The organism is Mycobacterium sp. 1164985.4 (assembly GCF_001668575.1).
In the GTDB taxonomy this organism is placed as follows: Bacteria; Actinomycetota; Actinomycetes; order Mycobacteriales; family Mycobacteriaceae; genus Mycobacterium.
Genome location: NZ_LZMD01000060.1, coordinates 71,848 through 96,149, shown reverse-complemented (window position 1 = coordinate 96,149; position 24,302 = coordinate 71,848). Strand labels below are relative to the sequence as shown.

Annotated in this window: 31 protein-coding genes and 1 tRNA gene; 22 read left to right on the top strand and 10 right to left on the bottom strand. The window is 67.0% G+C overall.

Going from position 1 to position 24,302, the window contains the following annotated elements:
- Window positions 1–34: 34 nt before the first annotated feature.
- Entirely contained in the window at window positions 35–2,041 is a 2,007-nt protein-coding gene (locus tag A5650_RS11045) for an ATP-dependent DNA helicase (RefSeq protein ID WP_067290489.1), read from the bottom strand.
- A gap of 7 nt (window positions 2,042–2,048) precedes the next feature.
- On the bottom strand, window positions 2,049–3,308 hold the full coding sequence (locus tag A5650_RS11040; protein ID WP_067290584.1) for a nicotinate phosphoribosyltransferase: 1,260 nt from the start codon (window positions 3,306–3,308) through the stop codon (window positions 2,049–2,051).
- 103 nt (window positions 3,309–3,411) lie between these two features.
- Here A5650_RS11040 and clpS point away from each other — a divergent pair, with 103 nt between their 5' ends.
- The 12 genes from clpS to A5650_RS10980 all read left to right on the top strand — a co-directional run bounded on the left by clpS (window position 3,412) and on the right by A5650_RS10980 (window position 12,429).
- A complete protein-coding gene (gene clpS / locus A5650_RS11035; RefSeq protein ID WP_067084911.1) occupies window positions 3,412–3,726 on the top strand; it encodes an ATP-dependent Clp protease adapter ClpS in 315 nt (104 codons plus the stop codon).
- 7 nt (window positions 3,727–3,733) lie between these two features.
- Window positions 3,734–4,318 carry an oxidative stress transcriptional regulator AosR gene (gene aosR / locus A5650_RS11030; protein ID WP_067290486.1) on the top strand — a complete coding sequence of 195 codons (585 nt, stop codon included), beginning with the start codon at window positions 3,734–3,736 and terminating at the stop codon, window positions 4,316–4,318.
- Window positions 4,315–5,334 carry a P1 family peptidase gene (locus tag A5650_RS11025; protein WP_067290482.1) on the top strand — a complete coding sequence of 340 codons (1,020 nt, stop codon included), beginning with the start codon at window positions 4,315–4,317 and terminating at the stop codon, window positions 5,332–5,334. The genes aosR and A5650_RS11025 overlap by 4 nt, the downstream gene beginning before the upstream one ends.
- A gap of 59 nt (window positions 5,335–5,393) precedes the next feature.
- Entirely contained in the window at window positions 5,394–5,828 is a 435-nt protein-coding gene (locus A5650_RS11020; protein WP_286150371.1) for a M67 family metallopeptidase, read from the top strand.
- Window positions 5,829–5,857: 29 nt separating this feature from the next.
- Window positions 5,858–6,139 (top strand): MoaD/ThiS family protein, encoded by a 282-nt coding sequence (locus A5650_RS11015; protein WP_067084905.1) that lies wholly within the window; start codon window positions 5,858–5,860, stop codon window positions 6,137–6,139.
- A gap of 2 nt (window positions 6,140–6,141) precedes the next feature.
- On the top strand, window positions 6,142–7,104 hold the full coding sequence (locus A5650_RS11010) for a cysteine synthase (RefSeq protein WP_067290479.1): 963 nt from the start codon (window positions 6,142–6,144) through the stop codon (window positions 7,102–7,104).
- Window positions 7,095–7,778: a rhomboid family intramembrane serine protease gene (locus A5650_RS11005; protein ID WP_067290475.1), complete on the top strand. Its 684-nt coding sequence runs from the start codon at window positions 7,095–7,097 to the stop codon at window positions 7,776–7,778. The genes A5650_RS11010 and A5650_RS11005 overlap by 10 nt, the downstream gene beginning before the upstream one ends.
- A gap of 8 nt (window positions 7,779–7,786) precedes the next feature.
- A complete protein-coding gene (gene murI / locus A5650_RS11000; RefSeq protein ID WP_067290472.1) occupies window positions 7,787–8,608 on the top strand; it encodes a glutamate racemase in 822 nt (273 codons plus the stop codon).
- A gap of 58 nt (window positions 8,609–8,666) precedes the next feature.
- The gene (locus A5650_RS10995) at window positions 8,667–9,443 is read left to right on the top strand and encodes a cyclic nucleotide-degrading phosphodiesterase (protein WP_067290469.1); all 777 of its coding nucleotides are present in this window, start codon (window positions 8,667–8,669) and stop codon (window positions 9,441–9,443) included.
- Window positions 9,444–9,487: 44 nt separating this feature from the next.
- The gene (gene rph / locus A5650_RS10990) at window positions 9,488–10,270 is read left to right on the top strand and encodes a ribonuclease PH (protein WP_067084896.1); all 783 of its coding nucleotides are present in this window, start codon (window positions 9,488–9,490) and stop codon (window positions 10,268–10,270) included.
- The gene (gene rdgB / locus A5650_RS10985; protein WP_067290581.1) at window positions 10,267–10,875 is read left to right on the top strand and encodes an RdgB/HAM1 family non-canonical purine NTP pyrophosphatase; all 609 of its coding nucleotides are present in this window, start codon (window positions 10,267–10,269) and stop codon (window positions 10,873–10,875) included. The genes rph and rdgB overlap by 4 nt, the downstream gene beginning before the upstream one ends.
- Window positions 10,876–10,968: 93 nt before the next feature.
- Complete coding sequence (locus tag A5650_RS10980; protein WP_286150370.1) at window positions 10,969–12,429, top strand: MFS transporter; 1,461 nt, start codon at window positions 10,969–10,971, stop codon at window positions 12,427–12,429.
- Here the strand turns inward: A5650_RS10980 and A5650_RS10975 are convergent.
- Together A5650_RS10975 and A5650_RS10970 are read right to left on the bottom strand one after the other, a co-directional pair.
- Entirely contained in the window at window positions 12,407–12,739 is a 333-nt protein-coding gene (locus tag A5650_RS10975; RefSeq protein ID WP_067290463.1) for a DUF3817 domain-containing protein, read from the bottom strand. The genes A5650_RS10980 and A5650_RS10975 overlap by 23 nt on opposite strands.
- Window positions 12,736–13,113, bottom strand: coding sequence for a hypothetical protein (locus tag A5650_RS10970; RefSeq protein ID WP_067290459.1), 378 nt, complete (start codon window positions 13,111–13,113; stop codon window positions 12,736–12,738). Before A5650_RS10970 ends, A5650_RS10975 begins: the two co-directional genes overlap by 4 nt.
- A 36-nt stretch (window positions 13,114–13,149) precedes the next feature.
- Here A5650_RS10970 and A5650_RS10965 point away from each other — a divergent pair.
- Window positions 13,150–13,231 (top strand) — tRNA-Leu (locus A5650_RS10965).
- A gap of 52 nt (window positions 13,232–13,283) precedes the next feature.
- Here A5650_RS10965 and A5650_RS10960 read toward each other — a convergent pair.
- The 3 genes from A5650_RS10960 to A5650_RS10950 all read right to left on the bottom strand — a co-directional run bounded on the left by A5650_RS10960 (window position 13,284) and on the right by A5650_RS10950 (window position 14,429).
- Complete coding sequence (locus A5650_RS10960; protein WP_067290456.1) at window positions 13,284–13,772, bottom strand: SRPBCC family protein; 489 nt, start codon at window positions 13,770–13,772, stop codon at window positions 13,284–13,286.
- Window positions 13,773–13,807: 35 nt separating this feature from the next.
- A complete protein-coding gene (locus tag A5650_RS10955; RefSeq protein ID WP_067290454.1) occupies window positions 13,808–14,026 on the bottom strand; it encodes a hypothetical protein in 219 nt (72 codons plus the stop codon).
- 88 nt (window positions 14,027–14,114) lie between these two features.
- The gene (locus tag A5650_RS10950) at window positions 14,115–14,429 is read right to left on the bottom strand and encodes a WhiB family transcriptional regulator (protein WP_082950716.1); all 315 of its coding nucleotides are present in this window, start codon (window positions 14,427–14,429) and stop codon (window positions 14,115–14,117) included.
- A gap of 134 nt (window positions 14,430–14,563) precedes the next feature.
- On the opposite strand from A5650_RS10950, the gene A5650_RS10945 reads away from it, so the two are divergent.
- Complete coding sequence (locus A5650_RS10945; protein WP_231992595.1) at window positions 14,564–15,178, top strand: TetR/AcrR family transcriptional regulator; 615 nt, start codon at window positions 14,564–14,566, stop codon at window positions 15,176–15,178.
- Window positions 15,179–15,181: 3 nt separating this feature from the next.
- Here the strand turns inward: A5650_RS10945 and A5650_RS10940 are convergent, their stop codons facing one another.
- Entirely contained in the window at window positions 15,182–16,033 is an 852-nt protein-coding gene (locus A5650_RS10940; RefSeq protein ID WP_067290448.1) for an AraC family transcriptional regulator, read from the bottom strand.
- A gap of 24 nt (window positions 16,034–16,057) precedes the next feature.
- Here A5650_RS10940 and A5650_RS10935 point away from each other — a divergent pair, with 24 nt between their 5' ends.
- A complete protein-coding gene (locus A5650_RS10935; protein WP_067290444.1) occupies window positions 16,058–17,320 on the top strand; it encodes an amidohydrolase family protein in 1,263 nt (420 codons plus the stop codon).
- A 123-nt stretch (window positions 17,321–17,443) separates the two neighbouring features.
- On the opposite strand, the gene A5650_RS10930 is transcribed toward A5650_RS10935, so the two are convergent.
- Together A5650_RS10930 and A5650_RS10925 are read right to left on the bottom strand one after the other, a co-directional pair.
- Complete coding sequence (locus tag A5650_RS10930; protein ID WP_067290441.1) at window positions 17,444–18,517, bottom strand: NAD(P)H-dependent amine dehydrogenase family protein; 1,074 nt, start codon at window positions 18,515–18,517, stop codon at window positions 17,444–17,446.
- Between the two features lie 12 nt (window positions 18,518–18,529).
- Complete coding sequence (locus A5650_RS10925) at window positions 18,530–19,318, bottom strand: SDR family NAD(P)-dependent oxidoreductase (RefSeq protein WP_067290438.1); 789 nt, start codon at window positions 19,316–19,318, stop codon at window positions 18,530–18,532.
- Between the two features lie 72 nt (window positions 19,319–19,390).
- Between A5650_RS10925 and A5650_RS10920 the strand changes: the two genes are divergently transcribed.
- The 7 genes from A5650_RS10920 to A5650_RS10900 all read left to right on the top strand — a co-directional run bounded on the left by A5650_RS10920 (window position 19,391) and on the right by A5650_RS10900 (window position 24,286).
- Window positions 19,391–19,990, top strand: a complete 600-nt coding sequence (locus A5650_RS10920) for a TetR family transcriptional regulator (RefSeq protein WP_067290436.1) — start codon at window positions 19,391–19,393, stop codon at window positions 19,988–19,990.
- Between the two features lie 108 nt (window positions 19,991–20,098).
- Entirely contained in the window at window positions 20,099–20,746 is a 648-nt protein-coding gene (locus A5650_RS10915; protein ID WP_197501841.1) for a hypothetical protein, read from the top strand.
- 48 nt (window positions 20,747–20,794) lie between these two features.
- Entirely contained in the window at window positions 20,795–20,920 is a 126-nt protein-coding gene (locus tag A5650_RS27520; protein WP_286150369.1) for a hypothetical protein, read from the top strand.
- 146 nt (window positions 20,921–21,066) lie between these two features.
- On the top strand, window positions 21,067–22,596 hold the full coding sequence (locus A5650_RS10910) for a nitric oxide reductase activation protein NorD (protein ID WP_067290428.1): 1,530 nt from the start codon (window positions 21,067–21,069) through the stop codon (window positions 22,594–22,596).
- Window positions 22,593–23,423 (top strand): CbbQ/NirQ/NorQ/GpvN family protein, encoded by an 831-nt coding sequence (locus A5650_RS10905; protein ID WP_067290424.1) that lies wholly within the window; start codon window positions 22,593–22,595, stop codon window positions 23,421–23,423. The genes A5650_RS10910 and A5650_RS10905 overlap by 4 nt, the downstream gene beginning before the upstream one ends.
- Before the next feature lie 15 nt (window positions 23,424–23,438).
- On the top strand, window positions 23,439–23,567 hold the full coding sequence (locus A5650_RS27515; RefSeq protein ID WP_256364342.1) for a hypothetical protein: 129 nt from the start codon (window positions 23,439–23,441) through the stop codon (window positions 23,565–23,567).
- A complete protein-coding gene (locus A5650_RS10900) occupies window positions 23,564–24,286 on the top strand; it encodes a hypothetical protein (RefSeq protein ID WP_156744084.1) in 723 nt (240 codons plus the stop codon). The genes A5650_RS27515 and A5650_RS10900 overlap by 4 nt, the downstream gene beginning before the upstream one ends.
- Window positions 24,287–24,302: the final 16 nt, after the last annotated feature.

Here is a 24,302-nt window from a genome sequence, read left to right as displayed (position 1 = left end):
CGCACAATGAAGCGTTTGACAGAATAAGAAAGAATCAGCCCGCGCGTAGACGTTCGAGCGCGGCCCGGACGCGGTGCGAGTCGGTCGTCGCCCAGAACGGCGGCAGCGAGGCCCGCAGGAATCCGCCGTAGCGGGCGGTGGCTATCCGGGAATCCAGCACGGCGACCACACCGCGATCGTCGACGGTGCGCAGCAGTCGTCCCGCCCCTTGTGCCAACAGCAGCGCGGCATGGCTGGCCGCGACGGCCATAAATCCGTTGCCCCCGCGGGCGGCCACCGCCCGCTGCCGGGCCGTCAGCAGCGGGTCGTCGGGGCGGGGGAACGGAATGCGGTCGATGAGCACGAGCGACAGCGACGGACCGGGCACGTCGACGCCCTGCCACAGCGACAACGTGCCGAACAGCGACGTCTCCGGGTCGTCGGCGAACCGCTTCACCAACGCCGATGTGGTGTCCTCGCCCTGGCACAGCACCGGGGTGTCGAGACGGTCGCGCATGATCTCGGCGGCGGCCTTGGCCGCGCGCATCGAGGAGAACAACCCAAGCGTCCGACCGCCGGCCGCGGCGATCAGGCCGGCGATCTCGTCGAGTTGTTCCGCCGATCCCGTGCCGTCGCGTCCCGGCGGCGGCAGATGCGCTGCGACGTAGAGGATCCCGGACTTCGCGTGCTCGAACGGCGATCCGACGTCGATGCCCCGCCACCGGAGCCGCTCTGGCGGCGGCGTCGAACACGGGGCGTCCTCACCTTTCAACCCCCACGCCGAGGCCATCGCGTCGAACGTGCCGCCGATGGTCAACGTCGCCGATGTCAGCACGGTCGTCGCGTTCTCAAAGAGCCTGGCGCGCAACAACCCTGACACCGAAAGCGGCGCGACCCGCAAGACCGTCCGCACGGACCCGCGCGTCTCCTCGCGTTCGATCCACACCACGTCCGTGCGGTCGGGGATGGCCGGGACGAAGGAGTCGATGATGCGCGAGGCGGTGTCGCCGATGTCGGTCAACGCCGTCACGGCTTCGGTCCGCGCGGAGGCGGCCGCCGGGTCGCTGGGCGCGGTGTCGATCGCCGAGCGGGCCCGATGCGCGGCGTCCCGCACCGCGGTCAGGTAGGTCGCCAATTCGTCGTCGAGCACGTCGATGCGGCCCGGTTCGGTGTCGTGGATGGCCGACGACAGCGTCGCCGTCGCCGCCTCCAACCGCTGGGAGAGCTCCTCGTCGATCAGGCGCGCGGCCCGGCGGTGGGCGACGCCGAGCGACGTCGCCGACAGCTCGCCGGTGGCCACCGACGTCACCCGGTCGACCAACTCGTGCGCCTCGTCGACGACGAGCAGGTGGTGCTCGGGAAGCACCGCGGCATCGGAGATCGCGTCGATGGCCAGGAGCGCATGGTTGGTCACGACGACATCAGCGTGGCCGGCTTTCTCCCGAGCTTTCTCAGCGAAGCAGTCAGTGCCGAACGGGCAGCGCGCCACGCCGATGCATTCGCGCGCCGACACGCTGACCTGAGACCAGGACCGGTCTCCGACACCGGGTGTCAACTCGTCACGGTCGCCGGTCTCGGTGTCCGAAGACCAGGCGATGAGTCGCTTGACGTCGCGGCCCAGGGCGCTGCTGGCCACGGGTTCGAACAGCTCCTCCTGCGGGCGGTCCTCGGGCTCAGTGGCGGTCCCGTTGTGGATCTTGTTCAGGCACAGGTAATTTGCGCGGCCCTTCAATAGCGCGAACTCCGGGGCGCGGGGCAGCGCGTGGGACAGCGACTCGGCCAGCCGCGGTAGGTCGCGGTCGACGAGTTGGCGTTGCAGCGCGATGGTCGCGGTCGACACCACGATCGGTTCGTCGGCGTCGACCGCGCGTGCGATCGCGGGCACCAGGTAGGCCAGCGATTTCCCGGTTCCGGTCCCGGCTTGAACGGCCAAGTGCTCGCCGGTGTCGAAGGCGTTGGCGACGGCCTTGGCCATCTCGATCTGGCCTTCGCGTTCGCGGCCGCCCAGACCCGCGACGGCTGTGGCCAGTAGTTCGGTGATGTCCGGCGTGTCTGACGTGATGACCCCCCTACGCGCCGGGCGGGATCAGCCGCGTCGGCACCGCCGGCTCGCCACGCGACAGTTTCAACCCGTCCCAGGGAAGGCTCGTCAGGCCGGCGCGGACCCGGTCGCGGGCCGCATCGAGGGACGGTTCACCTACGGGTTCGCCGCGCTCCACCAAGGGCACCGTCAGCGGTCGCGAGGTGAGCCCGTCGGTGTCGGCGGGCGGGCGGCCGAAGGGGTAGACGACCTCCTCGACGATCGTGCCGGTCTTCTTCGCCAGCCGCATCGCCTGTTTGCGACCGCCGTGCGACTGTTTGTGGCTGCTGCGTTTCTCCACCGGCAGACCGTCCACCTCGGCCAACTTGTAGACCATGCCCGCGGTGGGAGCGCCGGAACCGGTGACGAGCGACGTTCCAACGCCATAGATGTCGACGGGTTCGGCGCGCAACGCGGCGATCGCGAACTCATCGAGATCTCCCGACACGACGATCTGCGTCTTGGTGGCGCCGAGGTCGTCGAGCTGCGTGCGAACCTGACGCGCCAGCACCCCCAGATCACCGGAATCGATGCGCACCGCACCGAGTTCCGGACCGGCGACGTCGACGGCCGCCGCCACCCCCTCGGTGATGTCGTAGGTGTCGACGAGCAGCGTCGTACCCGCCCCGAGTGCGTCGACCTGCGCGCGGAAGGCGGCCCGTTCGTCGGGGCCGTCGGGGGTGGTGTGCAGCAGCGTGAACGCGTGCGCGCTGGTGCCCAGCGCCGGAACGCCGTAGTCGCGTTGGGCCGCCAGGTTGGACGATCCGGCGAAACCTGCGAGGTAGGCGGCGCGGGCCGCGGCGACGGCGGCTCGTTCGTGGGTGCGCCGCGAGCCCATCTCGATCAGTGGGCTTCCCTGGGCCGCGCTGACCATGCGGGCGGCGGCGGAGGCGATCGCGGTGTCGTGGTTGAAGATCGACAACGCCAGGGTCTCCAACACGACACATTCGCCGAACGTGCCGTGCACCGAGAGCACCGGCGAGCCCGGGAAGTACAGCTCGCCCTCGGCGTATCCGTCGACATCTCCTCCGAACCGGTAGTCGGCCAGATAGGCGAGTGTCTTCTCGTCGAGGAAGTCCGCGAGCGCCGAGAGCGTCGCATCGTCGAATTCGAACTGCGCCAAAGCATCAACAAACCGTGCGGTCCCTGCCACGACGCCGTAGCGACGCCCTTCGGGCAGTCGGCGCGCGAAGAGCTCGAAGGTCGTGCGTCGGTGCGCGGTGCCGTCGCGCAGGGCGGCCGCGAGCATCGTCAGCTCATACTTGTCGGTGAGCAGGGCCGGGGATGCGGCGGTCACAGGTGTCACCGTAGTAGCTCGAAGTGCCGGTTATGCGTTGGCTATCCTGAACAACATGGTTACGCCGGCGAAGGCTCGACCGGGGACTCGCGAGGAGCGGGGCGTCAAGTCCGTCGCGACGGAAGACGCCGCCACCGACACTCCGTGGGTGACCATCGTGTGGGACGACCCGGTGAACCTGATGACCTACGTGACCTACGTCTTCCAGAAGCTGTTCGGCTACCCCGAAGCGCACGCGACCAAATTGATGCTTCAGGTGCACAACGAGGGCAAGGCGGTGGTCTCGGCGGGCAGCCGCGAGGCGATGGAGGTCGACGTGTCCAAGCTCCACGCCGCCGGGTTGTGGGCGACCATGCAGCAGGACCGCTGACAGACAAGTGCGTAAATGGAAGCGGGTGGAGACCGCCGATGGCGCACGCTTCCGGTCGGCCATCGCGCCACACGAGGCCGCATTGTTGCGAAGCCTGGCCACCTCGGTCGTGGGGATGCTCGAGGAGCGCGAATCATCCGCGCCCGCAGATGAACTCGAAGAGATCACCGGTATGCGCACCGGTAACTCGACGCCGCCCGACGACGACACGATGAAACGTCTGCTGCCCGACTTCTACCGGCCGCAGCGCGACCACCCGGCCGGCTCCAATGCCACCGAGAGCCTCAACAGCGCACTGCGAAGCCTGCATGAGCCCGAAATTATCGACGCGAAACGTCAAGCAGCGCAGACACTTCTGGATACCATGCCCGTGCAGGGCGGCAAGTTCGAGTTGACCGAGGATGACGCGCACGCTTGGGCCGCGGCGGTCAACGACATGCGCCTGGCCCTGGGCACCATGCTCGCGATCTCACCGGACGGGCCCGACGAACTGCCGCCCGACCATCCGATGGCCGGGCATCTCGACGTCTACCAGTGGCTGACCGTGCTGCAGGAGTATCTGGTGCTGGGATTGATGGGGAAGTCGAGATGAGTTCGATCACCGACGTCGCGGGCATCCGGGTGGGCCAGCACCATCGCCTCGACCCTGACGTGACGCTGGGTTCGGGCTGGGCGAGCGGCACCACGGTCGTGCTCACACCGCCGGGCACCGTCGGCGGCGTCGACGGCAGGGGCGGGGCGCCCGGCACCCGCGAGACCGATCTGCTCGACCCGATCAACTCCGTTCGCCACGTCGACGCCGTGGTGTTGACCGGTGGCAGCGCCTACGGTCTGGCCGCCGCGGACGGGGTGATGCGCTGGCTCGAGGAACAGGGTCGCGGCGTCGCCCTGGAGGGCGGCGTGGTACCGATCGTGCCCGCCGCGGTGGTGTTCGACCTTCCGGTCGGCGGATGGCAGTGCCGGCCCACCGCGGAGTTCGGGTACGCCGCGGCCGCCAACGCCGGAACCGAGGTGGCGCTCGGCACCGTGGGCGCGGGCACCGGCGCGCGTGTGGGCGTGCTCAAGGGCGGCGTGGGCACCGCGTCGACGGTCCTGGACTGCGGCGCGACCGTCGGTGCGCTCGTGGTGGTCAACGCCGCCGGGGATGCGGTCGACACCGCGACCGGCCTGCCGTGGCTGGCGTACCAGATCGAGGAGTTCGGTCTGGTCGCCCCGCCGGCCGACCAGATCGCGGCGTACGCCGACCGGCACCAGGAGTACAGCCCGCTCAACACGACCATCGCCGTCGTCGCCACCGACGCCGCGCTGAGTCCGGCGGGGTGCCGACGGGTCGCCGTCGCCGCGCACGACGGGCTGGCACGCACCATCCGGCCGTGTCACACGCCGCTCGACGGGGACACCGTCTTCGCGCTGGCTACCGGTGCCGTCGAGGTGCCTCCCGATCCCACCACGCCGGCGTCGATGTCGCCGGAGGTGCCGCTGATCACTCAGGTGGGCGCCGCCGCCGCGGACTGCCTGGCCCGCGCGGTGATGGTCGGTGTGCTGGCCGCCTCGTCGGTGGCCGGAATACCCGCGTACCGGGACCTGTTGCCCGGAGCGTTCGAGTAATCGCGAAACTGCATTCCAGCAGCCGTTTACTCGATGTTTCGCTGCTGGAATACAGTTTCGTGCAGAAAGGGGTAGTTGCTGTGCTGGTCATCCGAGCGGATCTGGTCGACGCCATGGTCGCCCACGCCCGCGCCGATCATCCCGACGAGGCCTGCGGCGTGATCGCGGGTCCCGAGGGCTCGGACCGCCCGGAGCGCTTCATCGCGATGACCAACGCGGAGCGGTCGCCGACGTTCTACCGGTTCGACTCGGGGGAACAGCTCAAGGTGTGGCGGGCATTGGAAGACGCAGGTGAGGCGCCCATAATCATCTACCACTCGCACACCGCGACCGAGGCGTACCCCAGCCGCACCGACATCGCATACGCATCCGAACCCGACGCCCACTACGTGCTTGTGTCGACCCGCGACCCGGAGAAACACGAACTGCGGAGCTACCGCATCGTCGACGGCGTCGTCACCGAGGAACCCGTCAAGATCGTCGAGCAGTACTGAAAAGACCTGAGCCCCAAAGGAGTCGTCGCATGTCTGTTTCCGTGTCCATCCCGACCATCCTGCGCACCCACACCGGTGGGGAGAAGCGCGTCACCGCGTCCGGCGAGACCCTCGCGGCGGTGATCAGTGACCTGGAGGCCAACTACTCCGGCATCTCCGAGCGCCTGATGGACAAGGACAACCCCGGCAAGCTGAACCGCTTCGTCAACATCTACGTCAATGACGAGGACGTGCGGTTCTCGGGCGGGCTCGACACCACGATCGCCGACGGCGACTCGGTGACGATCCTGCCCGCGGTGGCAGGCGGCTGATCTTGGCGCGATACGACTCACTGCTCGAAGCGCTGGGCAAGACGCCGCTTGTGGGCCTGCGCCGGCTCTCGCCCCGCTGGGACGAGGAGCCCCATGTGCGGCTATGGGCCAAGCTCGAGGACCGCAATCCGACCGGCTCCATCAAGGACCGTCCGGCGCTGCGGATGATCGAGGAGGCCGAGCGGCAGGGCCGGCTGCAACCCGGCGCGACGATCCTGGAGCCGACGAGCGGCAACACCGGCATCTCGCTGGCGATGGCGGCGCTGCTCAAGGGCTACCAGATGATCTGCGTGATGCCGGAGAACACCTCGATCGAACGCCGTCAGCTGCTCGAGCTCTACGGTGCGCGAATCATCTACTCACCCGCCGAGGGCGGCTCGAACACCGCCGTCGCGCATGCGAAAGAGCTTGCGCTGCAGAACCCTTCGTGGGTGATGCTCTACCAGTACGGCAACGAGGCCAACTCCCTGTCGCACTACGAGGGCACCGGCCCCGAGCTCCTCGCCGACCTTCCGGAGATCACCCACTTCGTCGCGGGCCTCGGCACCACCGGAACTCTGATGGGGACCGGACGGTTCCTGCGCGAACGCAAGCCGGACGTGAAGATCGTCGCCGCCGAACCGCGGTACGGCGAGGGCGTCTACGCGTTGCGCAACATCGACGAGGGGTTCATTCCCGAGCTCTACGACCCGGATGTGCTCACCACGCGGTACTCCGTCGGTTCGTACGACGCGGTCAAACGCACCCGCGACCTGGTCCAGGTGGAAGGGATCTTCGCGGGCATCTCCACCGGCGCGGTGCTGCACGCGGCGCTGGGCATGGCAGCCAAGGCGGTCAAGGCGGGGGAGCAGGCCGACATCGCGTTCGTCGTCGCCGACGCGGGGTGGAAGTATCTGTCGACCGGTGCGTACGCCGGTAGCCTTGATGACGCCGAAGACGCGCTTGAAGGGCAGCTATGGGCATGACCGGGTACCCGGGGACCACACCGTCGCAACCGAGGAAGCGGCCCGCGTGGGTGATCGGCGCCGTCGCGGTCTTCAGCTTCGTCGTGCTGCTGTGGGTCATCGAGCTGTTCGACTCGCTGTCGAACCACCGGCTCGACGACAACGGCATCCGGCCGCTGGAGTCCGACGGCCTGCTGGGCATCCTGTTCGCTCCGTTGTTGCACTCGAACTGGGACCACCTGATCGCCAACACCGTGCCCGCGTTGATACTCGGCTTCCTGATGACGCTGGCGGGCATGTCGCGGTTCATCTTCGCGACGGCCATCGTGTGGATCGTCGGCGGGCTGGGCACCTGGCTGATCGGCAACATCGGCATGCACTGCCCGTACGTCGGGGTGCGGTGCGAGGCCAACCACATCGGCGCTTCTGGGCTGATCTTCGGCTGGCTGGCGTTCCTCATCGTGTTCGGGTTCTTCACCCGGAAGGCGTGGGAGATCGTCGTCGGCGTGATCGTGCTGCTCGTCTACGGCAGCGTTCTGCTCGGCGTGCTGCCGGGCACGCCGGGGGTCTCGTGGCAGGGCCATCTCAGCGGTGCCGTCGCGGGCGTCATCGCGGCGTATCTGTTGTCCGGTCCGGAGCGCAAGGCACGCGAGAAGCGCAAGAGCGTGGCGACGAACCCGTACCTGACGTCGTGAGTCCGGCAGTGTCTGCGGACGCGCCCGTCGGCATATTCGATTCGGGAGTCGGCGGGCTCACGGTCGCCCGCGCGATCATCGACCAGTTGTCCGACGAGAACATCGTCTATGTCGGCGACACCGGCAACGGGCCGTACGGGCCGCTGACCATCCCGGAAGTTCGCGCCCACGCGCTGGCGATCGGGGACGATCTCGTTTCGCGCGGGATCAAGGCGCTCGTCATCGCCTGCAACACGGCGTCGTCGGCGTGCCTGCGCGACGCCCGCGAACGCTACGCCCCGGTGCCCGTCGTCGAGGTGATCCTGCCCGCCGTGCGCAGGGCCGTCGCCGCCACCCGCAACGGCCGGATCGGCGTCATCGGCACCGAGGCGACGATCGCGTCCGGCGCCTACCAGGACGCGTTCGCGGCGGCCCGCGACACCGAGGTGATCGGGGTGGCCTGCCCACGCTTCGTCGACTTCGTCGAGCGCGGCGTGACCAGCGGGCGGCAGGTGCTGGGCCTCGCCGAGGGGTACCTGGAACCGCTTCAGCGCGCACAGGTCGACACGCTCGTTCTGGGCTGCACGCATTACCCGATGCTGTCCGGGCTGATCCAGTTGGCAATGGGCGACAACGTCACGTTGGTGTCGAGCGCCGAGGAGACCGCCAAGGACTTGCTGAAGGTGCTCACCGAACTCGATTTGCTGCGCCCGCACGACGGTCCTCCGGTGCGGCGAATCTTCGAGGCGACGGGCGATCCAGACGCGTTCACCGCCCTGGCCGCACGGTTTCTCGGGCCCACACTCGACGGCGTTCGACCTGTTCAACGTCACGTCGGCGCGCCAAGATGATTTCGGTCGCTCAAACCGGCCATGTTTTCGTCACAGGCCTATCGGGCATGGCAAGCTAGTGAGTGTGCGAATCACCGTTCTCGGTTGCTCCGGCAGTGTTGTCGGACCTGATTCGCCAGCGTCCGGATATCTAGTCTCCGCACCCGATACCCCGCCATTGGTGCTCGACTTCGGCGGCGGAGTGCTCGGCGCGCTGCAGCGCCATGCCGATCCCAACGACGTGCACGTGCTGCTGTCCCATCTCCATGCCGACCACTGCCTCGATCTGCCGGGGCTGTTCGTGTGGCGGCGCTATCACCCGTCCCCCGCGCAGGAGCGCGGGATCATGTACGGCCCCGCCAACACCTGGGCGCGGCTCGGCGCGGCGTCGTCGCCCGAAGGTGGGGAGGTCGACGACTTCTCCGACATCTTCGAGATCCGGCACTGGGTTGACAACGAGGCGGTCACCATCGGCTCGCTGAGCGTGACGCCGAAGCTCGTCTGCCACCCCACCGAGTCCTACGGGATGCGCATCACCGATCAGGACGGTGCGACGTTGGTCTACAGCGGGGACACCGGTTACTGCGACGCCCTCATCGATCTGGCGCGCGGCGCCGACGTGTTCCTGTGCGAGGCGTCCTGGACGCACTCGCCGGAACGGCCCCCGCGGCTGCACTTGTCGGGCACCGAGGCGGGCCGGGCCGCCGCCGAGGCCGGTGTCGGGGAACTCCTGCTGACCCACATCCCGCCGTGGACGTCGCGCGAGGACGTCATCAGCGAGGCCAAGGCCGAGTTCGACGGTCCGGTGCACGCGGTGGTGTGCAACGAGACGTTCGACGTCGTCCGCGCGGCCTGACGGTCTCAAGCGATGGGGTCCGAACCGACCGATAGGGTTGGTTCGTGTCCCAGAGAGAAGACGGCCGGCTTGACGACGAGCTGAGGCCGGTTCGCATCACCCGCGGTTTCACCACCCATCCCGCTGGTTCCGTGCTGGTGGAATTCGGCCAGACGCGCGTCATGTGCACGGCGAGCGTCACCGAGGGGGTGCCGCGTTGGCGTAAGGGCTCCGGAAAAGGTTGGCTGACAGCCGAATACGCGATGCTGCCCGCCGCCACTCACGACCGGTCCGACCGAGAGTCCGTCAAGGGCCGCGTCGGCGGCCGCACCCAGGAGATCAGCCGGCTGGTCGGAAGGTCGCTGAGGGCGTGCATCGACCTCGCGGCGTTGGGCGAGAACACGATCGCGATCGACTGCGACGTGTTGCAGGCCGACGGGGGCACCCGCACCGCGGCGATCACCGGGGCCTACGTCGCGTTGGCTGACGCGGTGACCTACCTGGGCGCCGCTGGCAAGCTGTCCGACCCGCGCCCGCTGTCGTGTGCGATCGCCGCCGTCAGCGTCGGCGTGGTCGACGGCCGGGTCCGCGTCGACCTGCCCTACAGCGAGGACTCGCGCGCCGAGGTCGACATGAACGTCGTCGCCACCGATACCGGAACCCTCGTCGAGATCCAGGGCACCGGTGAGGGCGCGACGTTCCCCCGCTCGACGCTGGACAAGATGCTCGACGCCGCGATGGGTGCGTGCGAGCAGATCTTCGAGATCCAGCGCCAGGCCCTGGAGCTGCCGTATCCCGGAGTGTTGCCGGAGTCGAAAGAGCCGCCGAAGAAGGCGTTCGGAAGCTGACCGAGCTGCTGGTGGCCAGCCGCAACCCGAAGAAGCTGGCCGAGTTGCACCGCGTGCTGACGGCGGCAGGGGTGTCGGGGTTGACGCTGCGCTCACTCGACGACGTGCCCGCGTTCGACGAGGCGCCCGAGACCGGCGCGACGTTCGAGGAGAACGCATTGGCCAAGGCGCGCGACGCGTTTCGGGCGACGGGTCTTGCGACGGTCGCTGACGACTCCGGGCTGGAGGTCGCCGCGTTGAACCGGATGCCGGGGGTGCTGTCGGCGCGGTGGGCGGGTCGGCACGGCGACGACGGGGCGAACACGTCGCTTCTCCTGGCGCAATTGGCCGACGTGCCCGACGACCGGCGCGGCGCGGCGTTCGTGTCGGCGTGCGCGCTGGTGCACGGCGCCGGCGAGGTCGTCGTGCGGGGCGAGTGGCCGGGCAGCATCGTCCGCGAACCGCGCGGTGACGGCGGTTTCGGCTACGACCCGGTGTTCCTGCCGGAGGGCTCTACGCGCACGGCCGCCGAACTCGATCCCGCCGAGAAGGACGCGGCGTCGCATCGTGGGCGGGCGCTGACGGCCCTGCTTCCCGCGTTACGCGAATTGGCCCTGCGAACGTGAGCTTGTGCGCGAGATTCGGCGGGTATTTCGAGCACAAGCTCACGTTCGGCGCTGAAATTTTGTATAGCTCCTCTAAGCGGTAGCATCCCGGGGGTGCCCCGCTCCTCCGTCGAATCCGAAGTCGGCAGGACGCGGCACCCGGCGATCGTCGTGGCGGTGCTCGCCGCCGCGGGCATCAGCGTGTCGCTGATGCAGACGCTCGTCATCCCGCTGATCCCCGAATTGCCCACGCTGCTGAACACCAGCGCATCCAACGCGTCGTGGGTGATCACCGCGACGCTGCTGACGGCGGCCGTCGCGACGCCGATGTTCGGCAGGCTCGGCGACATGTACGGGCCCAAGCCCATCCTGATCATCTGCGCCGTACTGCTCACCGTGGGATCGCTGATCGCGGCGACGACGACTGCGTTGGTCCCCGTCATCGTGGGCCGCGGGCTCCAGGGCTTCGGCATGCCGATCATTCCGCTGGGCATCAGCGTGATGCGTGCCTCGGTGCCGGCGCATCGGGTCGGCACCGCGATGGGGCTGATGAGTGCCTCGCTGGGCGTCGGTGGTGCGTTGGGGCTTCCGCTGTCGGCGATGATCGCCGATCGCTTCGACTGGCACGCGTTGTTCTGGTTCGGCGCCGGGCTCGGGGTGGTGGCGGCGGTGTCGTTCGCCGCGCTGGTGCCACGCCTTCCGTCGGTTTCCGGCGATCGCTTCGACGCGCTGGGCGCGATCGGTCTGGCGGGCGGGCTCGTCACGCTGCTGCTGGGCATCTCCAAGGGCGGGGATTGGGGTTGGACGAGCGGGATGACCGTGACGATGTTCGCCACGTCGATGGTGGTCTTCGCGCTGTTCGCGCTGTGGCAGTTCCGGACGACCGCGCCGATCGTCGACCTGCGGACCACGCTGAAGCGCCCGGTGCTGACGACGAATCTGGCCTCGATCGCGGTCGGTTTCTCGTTGTTCGCGATGTCGTTGATCGGCCCGCAGATTCTCGAGATGCCGTCGGGGGTGGATTACGGGCTCGGGCAGTCGATGCTGCAGACCGGTCTGTGGATGGCGCCCGGCGGTCTGGCGATGATGCTGACGTCCCCGGTGGCCGCGCGGATCGCCGGCGTGCACGGTCCGCGGTTCACGCTGTTCGTGGGGTCGGCGGTGGTGGCCGTCGGCTACCTGTCGGGGCTGTTGCTGATGAACAGCGCGTGGCAGCTGTGCGTGTTCAACGTGATGGTCAGCGTCGGTGTCGGATTCGCGTTCTCGTCGCTGCCCGCGCTGATCAACGCGGCGGTGCCCGTGTCGGAAACGGCGGCCGCCAACGGTATCAACGCGCTGGCGCGTTCGCTGGGCACGTCGATCTCGAGCGCGGTCATCGGCGCGGTGCTCACGGTGATGACCACGACCGTGGCGGGGCAGCAGGTGCCGTCGCTGGGCGGGTTGCGCGTGGCGCTGCTGATCGCAGCCGGTGCGGCCGTCATCGCCGCCCTCACGGCGCTCGCGATTCCGAACGCCGAAGAATCTGAGGAGTCAGAGCCGGACCTGGCGCTGACTACAGACCGTAGCGTTCCTTGATCTCGCGGGTCTGAACCTGCTCGACGATGATGCCGACGAGCGGAATGGTGCCTGCCAGCAGGACACCGACGGTCTTTCCGATCGGCCAGCGCACCTTGACCGCGAGGTTGGCGGTGAAGAGCAGATACACGAAGTACACCCAGCCGTGAACCACCGCGATCCAGTTCAGGCCCTCGACGTGGTAGACGTACTTCATCACCATTTCGTAGCAGAGCGCGATGAGCCAGATGCCCGTCGTCCAGGCCAGCACCCGGTAACCCAGGAGCGCCTTGCGGATGTTTTCGGCGGAGGTGATCGACGGTTCGGTCATGTGGCCGGATGTTCCTTGTCTTTCTTCGCGAGCTCGGCCAGGTAGGCGTTGTACTCGCGTAGTGCGGGGTCGTCGACGTCGTCGTCGAAGCGGGTTGACGCTGCGGGCTTTTGGGGGAGCAGGTCCTCAGGGATCTGGGTGATGTCGCGATTCGTGGGCTGGGGTGGTGCCTCCTCGTAGCGCACGAACTTGTAATACGCGTACACGACGAAACCCGCGAACAGCGGCCACTGCATCGCATAGCCGAGGTTTTGGAAGCTGCCCGAGGCCGACTCGAAGCGAGTCCACTGCCACCACGCCAATGCCAGACAGCCGGCGGCGCCGACGATCACCAGTGCGATGAGCGCCGGCCTCCTACGCCGTGTAGTGGACACCTTCCAACGGTACCGCGCTACCCTTGGACGGCCCATGCGCGAGTGGCGGAATGGAAGACGCGATGGTTTTAGGTGCCATTGTCCTGTGGACGTGGGGGTTCGAGTCCCCCCTCGCGCACTCAAGCCGATCGGCGGTGTCGGCGCCACGATCGTGATCCACGCCTGCGGGTTCAGCCGACGAAGTACTTCTGCCCGCCGCTGGGAATGCGGCCGAATCCGGCTCGCAGCAGTGGCGACAGGATCGCAACCGGCAGGCTCGTCGCCCTCTTCGGCTCGATCGCGAGCACCCATGTGAACCGCGTCTGGCGGCCCTCCGGTTCGACGATGTAATCCTCGGCGAACCGTTTGAACAGCGGCAGCGTCGCCTCGTAAACGTAGAACGACTTCTGATGGCCTTCGTCCCAGTGGAAGAAGCGCTCACGCAGGACGGCGCCGCCTGGGGCGGTGACGTCGCGGGTGGTGCCGACACCGAAGGGGCGTGGTGATGTCCACGTGACGTCCTTGATCGACGGTCCCCACGCGGCGAGCGACTCGTCGGAGGTCAGCGAGCCCCACACCCGCTCCGGTGTCGCTGCGAAGAGCTTTTCGTAGCGGAAGACGTGCGGGGCCGAGACCAGGAAGTCAGCGTCGGCGGAGACGAGGGGATACCAGCGGGCCATAGCTGGCCATCATCGCAGGCGAGCGCCGGAGCGGCTCAATCGTCTCTGCTCTGCTTGCCGAAGCAGACGAGGCTTGCGGTGAAGCTGAACACGGCGACCACACCGGCGGTGGCGGCCAGCGGCGCATCCGAGGCGCCCCAGCTCGCCAGGCCGACCGCGACCGCGATGATCGCGGTGAAGATCAGGAAGAGGCCGGTCGTAGCGAGCGCTTCGGCGGCCGGGTTGTCAGCGGGGGCGAGGGCGCGCTCGCGCATCGAGGTCTCCTGTTGGCTCGCGGGTTACGGTTGCGCAGAGGTTGCCCACTGGCAACCCCCGCGAAACCCGCGCCCGAAAAGACCCGGTTCAGCCCGCCCTTCGGACCGTGAACCCGTTGAGTTCGGCCAGTGATTGCAGTTGCCGCAACGCGAACTGGCGTGACCGGCCGGTGTCGGGGATGTGGATGCCGGCCCACACCCCGACGGCCCCAGGCGTCTCGCACGCCTCCCGCGCACAGAGCCAGCGTCGCGGACATGTCCGGCACACCTCTTTGGCCCCGTCGTCGGCCCCGAGAGCCCATCGGTCGGGGTCCTGGGCGCAGGCGCCGATCGGAGCGTTCTGCAATGCGCCGACCGAAAAGGGGCGAGCCGTCCTGCCGGTCGGCCGTTCGTCGACGGGCATCTTGGTCTCCTCTCGGTCGTGCGGTCCCCGACTCGGCCGACAATACACGTGTATCGTTGCTGGCGACACTTTCGCACTGGCTAGGGTGTGGGGGTGAACTCTCTCGCCTGCGGGTATCGATGACGGCGGTACGGATGGATCGGTACGCCTCCGGTGGTGATCAGCGTCCGAGCGTCGAACGGATCCGTGACGCGGCGCTGAGATGCTTCGCGGACCGGGGCACGTCGGCGACGTCACTGCGCGCGGTCGCTGCGGAAGCGGGTGTTTCGCTCGGATTAGTGCAACACCACTTCGACACCAAGGCGAATTTGATCAAGGTCGTCGACGACCATGTGCTCGGAGTGATGGCCTCCGCACTCGCGAAACCCATTCCCGAACCGCCGGCAGATTCCATCGCCGACATCGGTAACAGGGTGACGTCGCTCGTCGCCGACGAGCCGGATGTGGTGGCGTACGTCGGCCGCGCGCTCACCGACGGCAGCGCGCTCGGGCGAGAGGTATTCGATGCGTTGGCGGACATCGGTGCCGAGCGGTGGCGGGTGCGCGCCGAGCAGAATCTGACCCGACCGGATCTCGATCCGATCTGGGGCACGCTGAATCCGCTGGTGCTGGCGCTCGGGGCGTGGGTGCTGCGCGCCCACATCGAGCGCCATCTTCCCGAACCGCTCGAGACGCCGACACAATTGCGGCGGTGGCAAGAGGCCACTGACTCGCTCCTGCGTGATGGGCAGATGCGCCACCAATCCTGACGTCTACAGCGAGGCACCGCCTACTCGTTTGCGGTAGCTGGTCGGCGTCTCCCCGCAGAACTGCGCGAAGGCCCGGGTGAACGAACTGAGGCTGTCGAAGCCGACGGCCGACGACGTCTCCTGAACCGACTGCCCCGGTGCGGCGAGCAACGCCATGGCCTTGAGCATCCGGGCGTGGAGAAGGTATGTGCGCCAAGATATTCCGACCGAATCCTGAAACAGTCGCCGCAGTGTCCGTTCCGAAACGGAAACCGCCCGGCTCACCTCGTCGGCGCTCACGCCGTCGAGATGCTCCTTGGTGTACGCCATCGCGGCGGCGACGATGGGATGCTCCGAAGTCGGCAGGCTCAGCGGCGCCTCGTGGTCGAGCGCCTCGGCCACCAGGTTGGCCAGTGTCCTGAAGAAGGCGTCGGAAACCTCGTCGCCCCGCGGCCGGTCGATCGGCCAGCGCAACGCGTAGATCATCATCTCGCGGATCAGTGGTGACACTGCGAGGATGCGCGCGCGGTCGCCCGCCTGGGGGATCAACTCGGGATCGAACATCACCGCGACGGTCCGGACGTCAGGGTTCATGGTGGCCTGGTGCTCGAGTCCGACCGGGATCCACGCGGCCTGCTGGGGCGGTAACAGGTAGTGCGCCGAGTCGGTTTCGACTTCGACGACCCCGCCGAGTGCGTATTCGATCTGGTGCACGTCGTGCGAGTGCCAGCCGGTGATGAGCGCGTCGCCTTCGTAGAGGTAGCTGCCGCCGAGGGCTCGGCCGCCCCGCCGAAGATCGATGACGCGTCGACTCGGCCGGGCGATCAGGTTGGCCGGTTCGGTCAAACCTCTGTCCGATAGCGCAGAGACGGTCACGGCGATAGACGGTACTACTGAGGTATGAACGTTGACGACCTGATCCTGGTGAGCATCGACGACCACGTGGTGGAACCGCCCGACATGTTCCTCCGGCATGTCCCGGCGAAGTACAAGGACGAGGCGCCGATCGTGGTCACCGATGACAAGGGCGTCGACCAGTGGATGTATCAGGGCCGTCCGCAAGGCGTCAGCGGGCTGAACGCCGTGGTGTCCTGGCCGGCCGAGGAGTGGGGCCGTGACCCGGCGGGCTTTGCCGAGATGCGTCCCGGCGTGTACGACGTGCACGAGCGCGTCCGCGACATGAACCGCAACGGCATCCTCGCGTCGATGTGCTTCCCCACGTTCACCGGGTTCTCCGCGCGTCATCTCAACATGCACCGCGAGGATGCCACGCTGGTGATGGTGTCGGCCTACAACGACTGGCACATCGACGAGTGGGCGGGCTCCTACCCGGACCGCTTCATCCCGATCGCCATCCTGCCGACATGGAATCCCGAAGCGATGTGCGCCGAGATCCGCCGCGTCGCGGCGAAGGGTTGCCGCGCGGTGACGATGCCGGAACTGCCGCACCTCGAAGGACTTCCGAGCTATCACGACGAGGACTACTGGGGCCCGGTGTTTCGCACGCTCTCCGAGGAGAACGTCGTGATGTGCCTGCACATCGGCACCGGCTTCGGCGCGATCAGCATGGCGCCCAACGCCCCGATCGACAACCTGATCATCCTGGCCACCCAGGTGTCGGCGATGTGCGCGCAGGATCTGTTGTGGGGTCCGGCGATGCGCAACTATCCCGACCTGAAATTCGCGTTCTCCGAAGGCGGTATCGGCTGGATCCCGTTCTACCTGGACCGCAGCGACCGCCACTACACGAATCAGAAGTGGCTGCGGCGCGACTTCGGGGACAAGCTGCCGTCCGACGTGTTCCGTGCGCACTCACTGGCCTGCTACGTCACCGACAAGACGTCGCTCAAGCTGCGCCACGAGATCGGCATCGACATCATCGCCTGGGAATGCGACTACCCGCACTCGGACTGCTTCTGGCCCGATGCTCCCGAGCAGGTGCTCGCCGAACTCAACGCGGCGGGTGCGTCGGATTCCGACATCAACAAGATCACGTGGGAGAACTCCTGCCGGTTCTTCAGCTGGGATCCGTTCAAGCTCACCCCGAGGGAGCAGGCGACCGCAGGAGCGTTGCGCGCCAAGGCCACCGACGTCGACGTGTCGATCCGGCCGCGCAAGGAATGGGCGCGACTCTACGAGCAGAAGCAGCTCGCCGAGGCATAGGTTCGGCCGGCGCGGCTGCCGCGGCATAGGTTCGGCCGGCGTCCTTTTCGCGAGTTCTACGCCAGGGTCGTTACCGCGTGGGTATTCGCGACCCTGGTGTACGTCTCGCAGTGCCGACTGTCCTCACCACATCAGGCCGCGAGCCATTTCCGATGGCGGGATCTGCTCCATCGAGATCAGGCCCGCGGGAGCGCGGCACACCCAGTCGATGACGTTGACGACGCGGGCGGCGGTGGAGACGCAGCCCGCCTCGGTGACGTCGAGGATCGGGTGCGACAGCAGGGTGTCGACCTCGACGCGCGGTTCACCCTCGATGATCACCTTGTGCACGCCGGAGTGGCCCTCCGGCGGATACTCCCAGTCCGGTGCGGCCTCGGGGGTGAGCCGGGTGGTGTGCTCGACGGTGATAACCGGTGAGCCACCGCGGAATCCCTCGGCCGCGAAGCGCACACCGGCCATCCCCCCGGGTTCGACCGTCATCATCTTGCATTCGATGCGACGATCGGTGTACCACGGCTCGAAACGCTCGGTGACATCGTCGAGTTCGACGCACAGGTGTGCGGCGATGTTGCGAACCAAGCCCCCGAACATGGTCGTGATGACCCCCGGCAGGAAGGCCATCGCCGGGTCATCACCCGGCTTGCTGCCGAATCCCATTGCCGTGCCGGTGTATTCGTAATCGTCGTAGTTGCTGTAGTCGAAGACTTCGCGGACGATGACCGACTCTGCCCGCGTCACGAGGCTCAGCGCCGCGAGCACCGCGGTGTCACCGGAGTAGCCCGGGTCGATCCCGTTGACATACAGCGACGAATTGCCCGCAGTACAGGCTTCTTCCAGCGGCCCCCGCAGCCAGTCGTCGGCCTGGCGCGGCGTCACCAGCCATACCATCGATGTCCCGACGACGTTGATCCCGGCGGACAGAAAGCGCGACATCTGCTCCAGGGCCTCCATCGGACGCGTCTCGCCGAGGGCGGTGTAGACGACGCAGTCCGGCTTCGAGGCGATCAGCGCGTCGATGTCATCGGTTGCGATGACGCCGGTAAGCTCGGTCAGCCCACACAATTCGGCGGCGTCGCGCCCGATCTTCTCCGGACTGGCGGCGTGCACTCCCACGAGTTCCATGTCGGGACGACCGATGAGCGCGCGAAGCGCGTGCTGACCCACATTGCCGGTGGAAAACTGGACCACTCTTCGCATTTCAAGCCTCGATCAGTAGTCGGGTATGGGCAGCGGCAGGTTATTCGAGTCGATCCCGCCATCGACGTGGAAGATGGCGTTGGTGGCGTAGCAGTCCTTGGTCGACAGGTAAACGCAGAGCCTACCGAGATCCTCGACGTTGCCGAGTCGATGCAGCGGCGTGAGCGAGAGCATCGTGTCCAGTGCCCCCGGCATCATATCGAGGCCGCTTTGCAGTCCCTCGGTGGCGAACGAGCCGAGTGCGATGGCATTGACGCGGATCTTCGGCGCCAACTCCTGGGCCATCGCCCGGGTGAGCGCTTCGAGCCCACCCTTCGCGACGCAGTACGCGGTCAGCGCGCGGATGCCGAAACGTGCTGATCCCGAGGAGATGTTGACGATGTTGCCGTGTCCGGCCTCGATCATGTGACGGGCGACGAGTTGACTCATGATGAACGCTGACGTGACACACCAGTCGAAGGTGTGCCGGAAGTCCTCGTCGGTGATGTCGAGAAACGACCCGAACGTCGAACCACCCACATTGTTGATCAGGATGTCAATGCGGCCGAAGCGGTCCATCGTCGTGTTGACGACGCGCTCACCGTCCGGTCGGCTGATCGCATCGGCCACCAGGGCAAGTCCCTTACCGCCCGATTCCTCGATGCCCTTGATCGTTGCGACGATGTCGGATTCGGTGCGGGCCGTACCGACGACGGTGGCGCCCGCCTCCGCGAGGACCCTCGCGATACCCTGCCCGACACCCTTGCCCGCACCGGTGACGATGGCCACCTGCCCGTCGAGATTGAATTGTTCCAGCGCCATCGGACTCCTTCCGAAATTGACTGCAGTCAATCACACGTGTCAATACCCGGTCGGTGTTGCTATCGTCGGGTCATGGCCGTGGTGGACAAACCCTCAGCGCGCGAGGCGAAACGCCTACAGACACGCGAGCGATTGATGGGCGCGGCCATTGCCGAGTTCAAGCGTTCGGGGATGGCCGAGGCGGACGTGGGTGCGATCGTCGCCGCCGCGGGGGTCGCGCACGGCACGTTCTTCTTCCACTTTCCGACCAAGCAACACGTACTGCTCGAGCTGGAGCGGCGCGAGGAAGAGCGCATCGCCAAGCAGCTCGGCCGGTATGCCGATTCCACTCGCGGCCTGCCGTCCGTGCTTCAAGAGGCTGTGCGACTGGTCCTGGGACTGGAGCGCCGCCTCGGCGCAATCCTGTTCAAGGACTTTCTTGCTCTGCACTTTTCACAGAGCCGCCCCGCGGACGAGAGTAACGAGCACCCGGTCATCGTCCGAGTCGCGCAGGAGATCGAGCGTGCACAGGAAATGGGACGGGTCGCGCCCGACGTCAACCCCATGAACAGCGCCGTGTTCTTCCTGCTTGGGCTCTATGCGCTGTTGACAACCACGCACGAGTGGCCGACACAGAGCTCCATGCTCGACGACTACGTGGCGCGAACCCTGCGAGGGATCGAAGCCCGCTAGTTGGTTGACTGAGGTCAGTCTTCCTGCGATGCTCGGGAGGCCGACTCTCAGGAGGGTGCCTTGACTCTGCGCACAGATCCCGTCGCGGGCAGCGGTCTGGACGAGCACATGGAGCGCTCCCGGCTGGCCCAGCGCCAGGCGGACAAGTGGTTGATATCCGGAAGCCTGCTTATCGGCACCGCCGCGCTCGGGATCTTCGGTCTCCCGCTCTTCCTGCGGGGCGTATGGCTGCTGCGCAAGGCCCAGCGCGAGGGCCTGTCGGTGCGTCCGATGATCGTCACGCTCATCGGCTATCTGGTGATCATCGACGCCGCCATCAACACGGTGGGCTGGGCGCTCGATCTCGTGGCGAGCCACACCATCCTGGCGCGAATCCTGTTGAACGGCTGGGGCGCGATGTTCGACGCCGGCTACTTCTGGCACTACAACGAGCTGTGGCTCGGCGGCGCCGCCGGACCGGGGGAGAAGGCGATGGAAGTCGGGATGATCCTCACCGTCTTCACGATGCGGATCGCCGCCGGGATCGGCTTCCTGCAGATGAAGCGGTGGGGGCATCAGTGGATGATCGTCACCTGCTGGATGGGCGTGCTCATCTGGTGCCTGTACGTGTTCAACATGACGATGTACGCCGACGTGCGGTACGCGGGCACGATCTTCCCGGTCATCGGATGGTGGCTCTACGACATCTTCTACATCACGCCGTTCTTGGCGATCCCGTACCTGCACACGGTCAACCGCGAAATCTTTTCAGACTGACTCAACTCATTGACTGCAGTCAGCAGATGGACTACAAAGGGGCTTACCATGACCGCTCAGGCCACGCAGTTGGCGCGCGGACAAGGCCGGCACGGGGTGCCGACCGCGGGCGACGCCGTGATCGTTGATTCGATGCCGACCCGACCGGTCGCACGGCGCCACGAGTTCCGCTGACAGTCAACCCGCTCGAGGAGGCGCATACGTGGACTGGATTTGGGAGATACTTCGCTACGTCGCCGCTTGGGGCGGCACCGGACTGATCATCTGGTTCTGGTACTGGATGTTCTCGAACATCGGGACCTTCTGAGGGTTTCGAATCGATGGCCGAACTCTCCGACTCTCACGCCATGGCGGTCGAGCGCAGCTGCGCGGTGACGGCCGTGGCCTTGAGCGGGCAACGCCGCCAAGGCGTGCGCCTCGTCTCCGGGGAGCATCGCGTCTTCGGGCTCAACGCGGCGCTGGATTTCGTCCACGTGCCCTACCCGATCCACCGCGGCTGGACCCGCAGAACCATCACGTGCGGGATTGCGTTGCAGTGCTCGCCGTCGAAGGACAGGATTCTCGGATTCCGGCTGAACGAACTGTCGACGCGCGAACTGCGCGCGCTGACAAGGGTGGAGGGTGGTGTCGCCCTGGGGTGGGTGTCCGAGCGCTGGCCCGGCCTGCTGCCCGAGTTCCGGCGCGTGCTCGGTGATGTCGACATCCTCGACGGTGATCTCGACGCGACCGCGATGCTGGATCGGGCGATCGCGTTGGCACGCACAACAGAACCGCTCGGCGTCGATCCGCTGTTCGGCCGGCTCCCGGTGGTCTACACCGCGCCGCAGAGCGTTTCGGACAGGCTGCGCCGCACGCTCGGCAGGATGCCTTGGACGACATCGGAGAAGCGCTTACCGCGGCCCTATTCCATACCCGTCGGCGGAGACGGCGGGATCCGCAACCCCAACCTCCCGCCGCCGAGTCGGCCACAGGACAACGACCTCGACATCACGCCCGACCATCGGCCCGGCATCCCGTACCCCGAATGGAACGCGTGGACGAAGAGTTTCATGCGCGATCACGTCGCGGTGCTCGAGAAGGCGCACGCGTCGCGCACCCGCCAACCGGAATCGGTATCCACCGAGCTACGCAGGTGGTTCGAGGAGCACACCCATCGCACGATGAAGAACCGGTTGGAAGACGGCTCCGACCTCGACGTCGAGCAGTACGTCAACCACTACATCGACCTGGCCACCGGCGAGGCGATCGAGCCGCGCATCTTTCGCGAGCTGCTGCCCACCAACCGGGATGTCACCACGGCGCTTCTGCTCGACGGCAGTTCGTCGCTCGGCGTGCACGGTGGCCGGATCTTCAAGCTCGAATTGGCCTGCGCCGACGCCCTTTCGCGGGCGATGACACTGGCCCGTGAACGGCACGGCATCTTCGTGTTCACCGGAAACACTCGCCACCGCGTGGAGGTCAGCTGCCTCAAGGACTTCGAGGACCGCAGGTTCGTGCCGCCCGGCCGGCTCGGGTTGGCCACCGGCGGTTACACCCGGCTCGGCGCACCGCTGCGCCATCTGACCAGCCGGCTGCTCGCCCAACCGTCCGAGCGGCGACTGCTCATCGTGATCGGTGACGGCCTGATCTCCGACGAGGGATACGAGGGCCGTTACGCCTGGGCCGACGCTGCGCACGCCGTCGAAGAGGCGAACGACGCCGGCGTGAGCATCTACTACGTCGGTGTCGGGCCCACCCGTGTCGATCCACTGCCGGAGGTTTTCGGTCCCCGGCGCTCACAACGCATCCGACGAATCGAGGAGTTGCCCCGAGTGCTTGCCCACGTCCATCGCGAACTGGTGGCCGCATGAGCGACGCCAGCCAGCGGATAGAGCGGACAGTCAACGGCGATTATTACGCGAACGGCAACGAGATTCAGCTGTTCGAGCAGGCGTATCGGCAACGCCTGCCCGTGATGCTGACCGGGCCGACCGGCTGCGGCAAGACCCGCCTCGTCGAACACATGGGGGTGCTGTTGCAACGACCGGTCGTGACGATCAGCTGCCACGACGACCTGACCAGTTCGGACCTGGTCGGGCGATTCATGGTCACCGGCGGTGACGTGGTGTGGACCGACGGCCCGCTGACGCGGGCGGTGAAGGACGGTGCGATCTGCTATCTCGACGAAGTGGTGGAGGCGCGCCACGACTCGCTGGCGATCCTGCACTCGCTGACCGACCACCGCCGCGCGTTGTACCTCGACCGCGCGGGTGAGGTGGTCAAGGCGCCCGACACCTTCATGCTGGTGTGTTCGTACAACCCGGCCTACCGCAGTTCGCTCAAGGAACTCAAACCCTCCTTTCGTCAACGCTTCGTCACACTGCCCATGAAGTACCTTCCGCCCGAGCGCGAAGGGGAGGTCGTCGTCTCGGAAACGGGTGTCAATCCAGCGACCGCGGCACGGCTCGTGCGGTGCGCCACGGCCATCCGCACCGCCGATGAGGCATTCCACTTCGAGCCGCCGTCGACTCGCGTCCTTGTGACGGCCGCGCAGTTGATCGTCGCGGGCGCAACCGAATTGGCGGCCGCCGAGGCCTGCATCCTCGCACCCCTGTCCACCGACGGTGCCATCACCGACGGTTTGCGTGAAGTCGCCGTGGCCAGCCTGGCCGCCGACGCCCCGAGCACCTCCGGTTAGGAAGGAACCGCCGCCATGGACCAAAAAGAGCGGAAGCGCAAGAAGGCGCTGATCATCCTGCAGATAGTCATCTACGGCTACCTGTTCACGATGTTCGCCATCCAGCTCTACATGTCGTTCGCACGCGGATGGTGGGAATTGTGAATCTGCCGCTGTTGAACCGTCGGTCCAGCGCACCGAAGTCGTCCGACGCGAGCGTCAGCCTCGAGGAACACCACGAGGAGTCGCGGCTGGCCCAGCGCCGTGCCGACAAGTGGATGATCGTCGGCGCCGCGCTGATGGGCATGTGGGCGCCCGGCCTGATCGGCTTCCCCATCTTCATGCGCGGTGTGTGGCTACAACGTCAGGCAGCGCGGGCCGGACTGTCGATGCGGCCGATGATCGTCACGCTGATCGGCTATCTCGTGCTGATCGACGGAATGCTCAACAGCCTCGGCTGGGCGCTCGACCTGGTCGCCAACCACACGTTGATCAACCGCGTGCTGATGGTCGGCTGGGGCGCGATGTTCGACGCTGGATACTTCTGGCACTACAACGAGTTCTGGGTCGGTGGTGCGGCCGGACCGGGCGAGAAGTCGATGGTTTTCGGCATGATCCTGACGGTCTTCGCGATGCGGTGCGCCGCGGCGATCGGTTTCCTCCAGATGAAGCGCTGGGGTCACCAGTGGATGATCATCACGTGCTGGATGGGTGTCCTCATCTGGTGCCTGTACGTGTTCAACATGACGATGTACGCCGACGTCCGCTTCGCCGGGGTCGTCTTCCCGGTCATCGGCTGGTGGCTCTACGACATCTTCTACATCACACCCTTCCTGGCCATCCCGTATCTCCACACGGTCAACCGTGAAATCTTCACCGACTGAACAGGTTTAGGAGCCG

Bases quoted from the DNA above. Each gene is read 5' to 3' on its own strand.
- A5650_RS10975 (WP_067290463.1), bottom strand. From the start codon at position 12,739: ATGACCGAACCGTCGATCACCTCCGCCGAAAACATCCGCAAGGCGCTC.
- A5650_RS27515 (WP_256364342.1), top strand. From the start codon at position 23,439: ATGGACCAAAAAGAGCGGAAGCGCAAGAAGGCGCTGATCATCCTGCAG.
- A5650_RS10945 (WP_231992595.1), top strand. From the start codon at position 14,564: ATGGATCGGTACGCCTCCGGTGGTGATCAGCGTCCGAGCGTCGAACGG.
- A5650_RS11025 (WP_067290482.1), top strand. From the start codon at position 4,315: ATGAGTTCGATCACCGACGTCGCGGGCATCCGGGTGGGCCAGCACCAT.
- A5650_RS10905 (WP_067290424.1), top strand. From the start codon at position 22,593: ATGAGCGACGCCAGCCAGCGGATAGAGCGGACAGTCAACGGCGATTAT.
- A5650_RS10910 (WP_067290428.1), top strand. From the start codon at position 21,067: ATGGCCGAACTCTCCGACTCTCACGCCATGGCGGTCGAGCGCAGCTGC.
- clpS (WP_067084911.1), top strand. From the start codon at position 3,412: ATGGTTACGCCGGCGAAGGCTCGACCGGGGACTCGCGAGGAGCGGGGC.
- A5650_RS10925 (WP_067290438.1), bottom strand. From the start codon at position 19,318: ATGGCGCTGGAACAATTCAATCTCGACGGGCAGGTGGCCATCGTCACC.
- A5650_RS10935 (WP_067290444.1), top strand. From the start codon at position 16,058: ATGAACGTTGACGACCTGATCCTGGTGAGCATCGACGACCACGTGGTG.
- A5650_RS11015 (WP_067084905.1), top strand. From the start codon at position 5,858: ATGTCTGTTTCCGTGTCCATCCCGACCATCCTGCGCACCCACACCGGT.
- A5650_RS10930 (WP_067290441.1), bottom strand. From the start codon at position 18,517: ATGCGAAGAGTGGTCCAGTTTTCCACCGGCAATGTGGGTCAGCACGCG.
- A5650_RS11040 (WP_067290584.1), bottom strand. From the start codon at position 3,308: ATGCTCGCGGCCGCCCTGCGCGACGGCACCGCGCACCGACGCACGACC.
- A5650_RS27520 (WP_286150369.1), top strand. From the start codon at position 20,795: ATGACCGCTCAGGCCACGCAGTTGGCGCGCGGACAAGGCCGGCACGGG.
- A5650_RS10915 (WP_197501841.1), top strand. From the start codon at position 20,099: ATGGAGCGCTCCCGGCTGGCCCAGCGCCAGGCGGACAAGTGGTTGATA.
- A5650_RS10950 (WP_082950716.1), bottom strand. From the start codon at position 14,429: ATGCCCGTCGACGAACGGCCGACCGGCAGGACGGCTCGCCCCTTTTCG.
- A5650_RS10920 (WP_067290436.1), top strand. From the start codon at position 19,391: ATGGCCGTGGTGGACAAACCCTCAGCGCGCGAGGCGAAACGCCTACAG.
- A5650_RS10960 (WP_067290456.1), bottom strand. From the start codon at position 13,772: ATGGCCCGCTGGTATCCCCTCGTCTCCGCCGACGCTGACTTCCTGGTC.
- A5650_RS10955 (WP_067290454.1), bottom strand. From the start codon at position 14,026: ATGCGCGAGCGCGCCCTCGCCCCCGCTGACAACCCGGCCGCCGAAGCG.
- A5650_RS11005 (WP_067290475.1), top strand. From the start codon at position 7,095: ATGGGCATGACCGGGTACCCGGGGACCACACCGTCGCAACCGAGGAAG.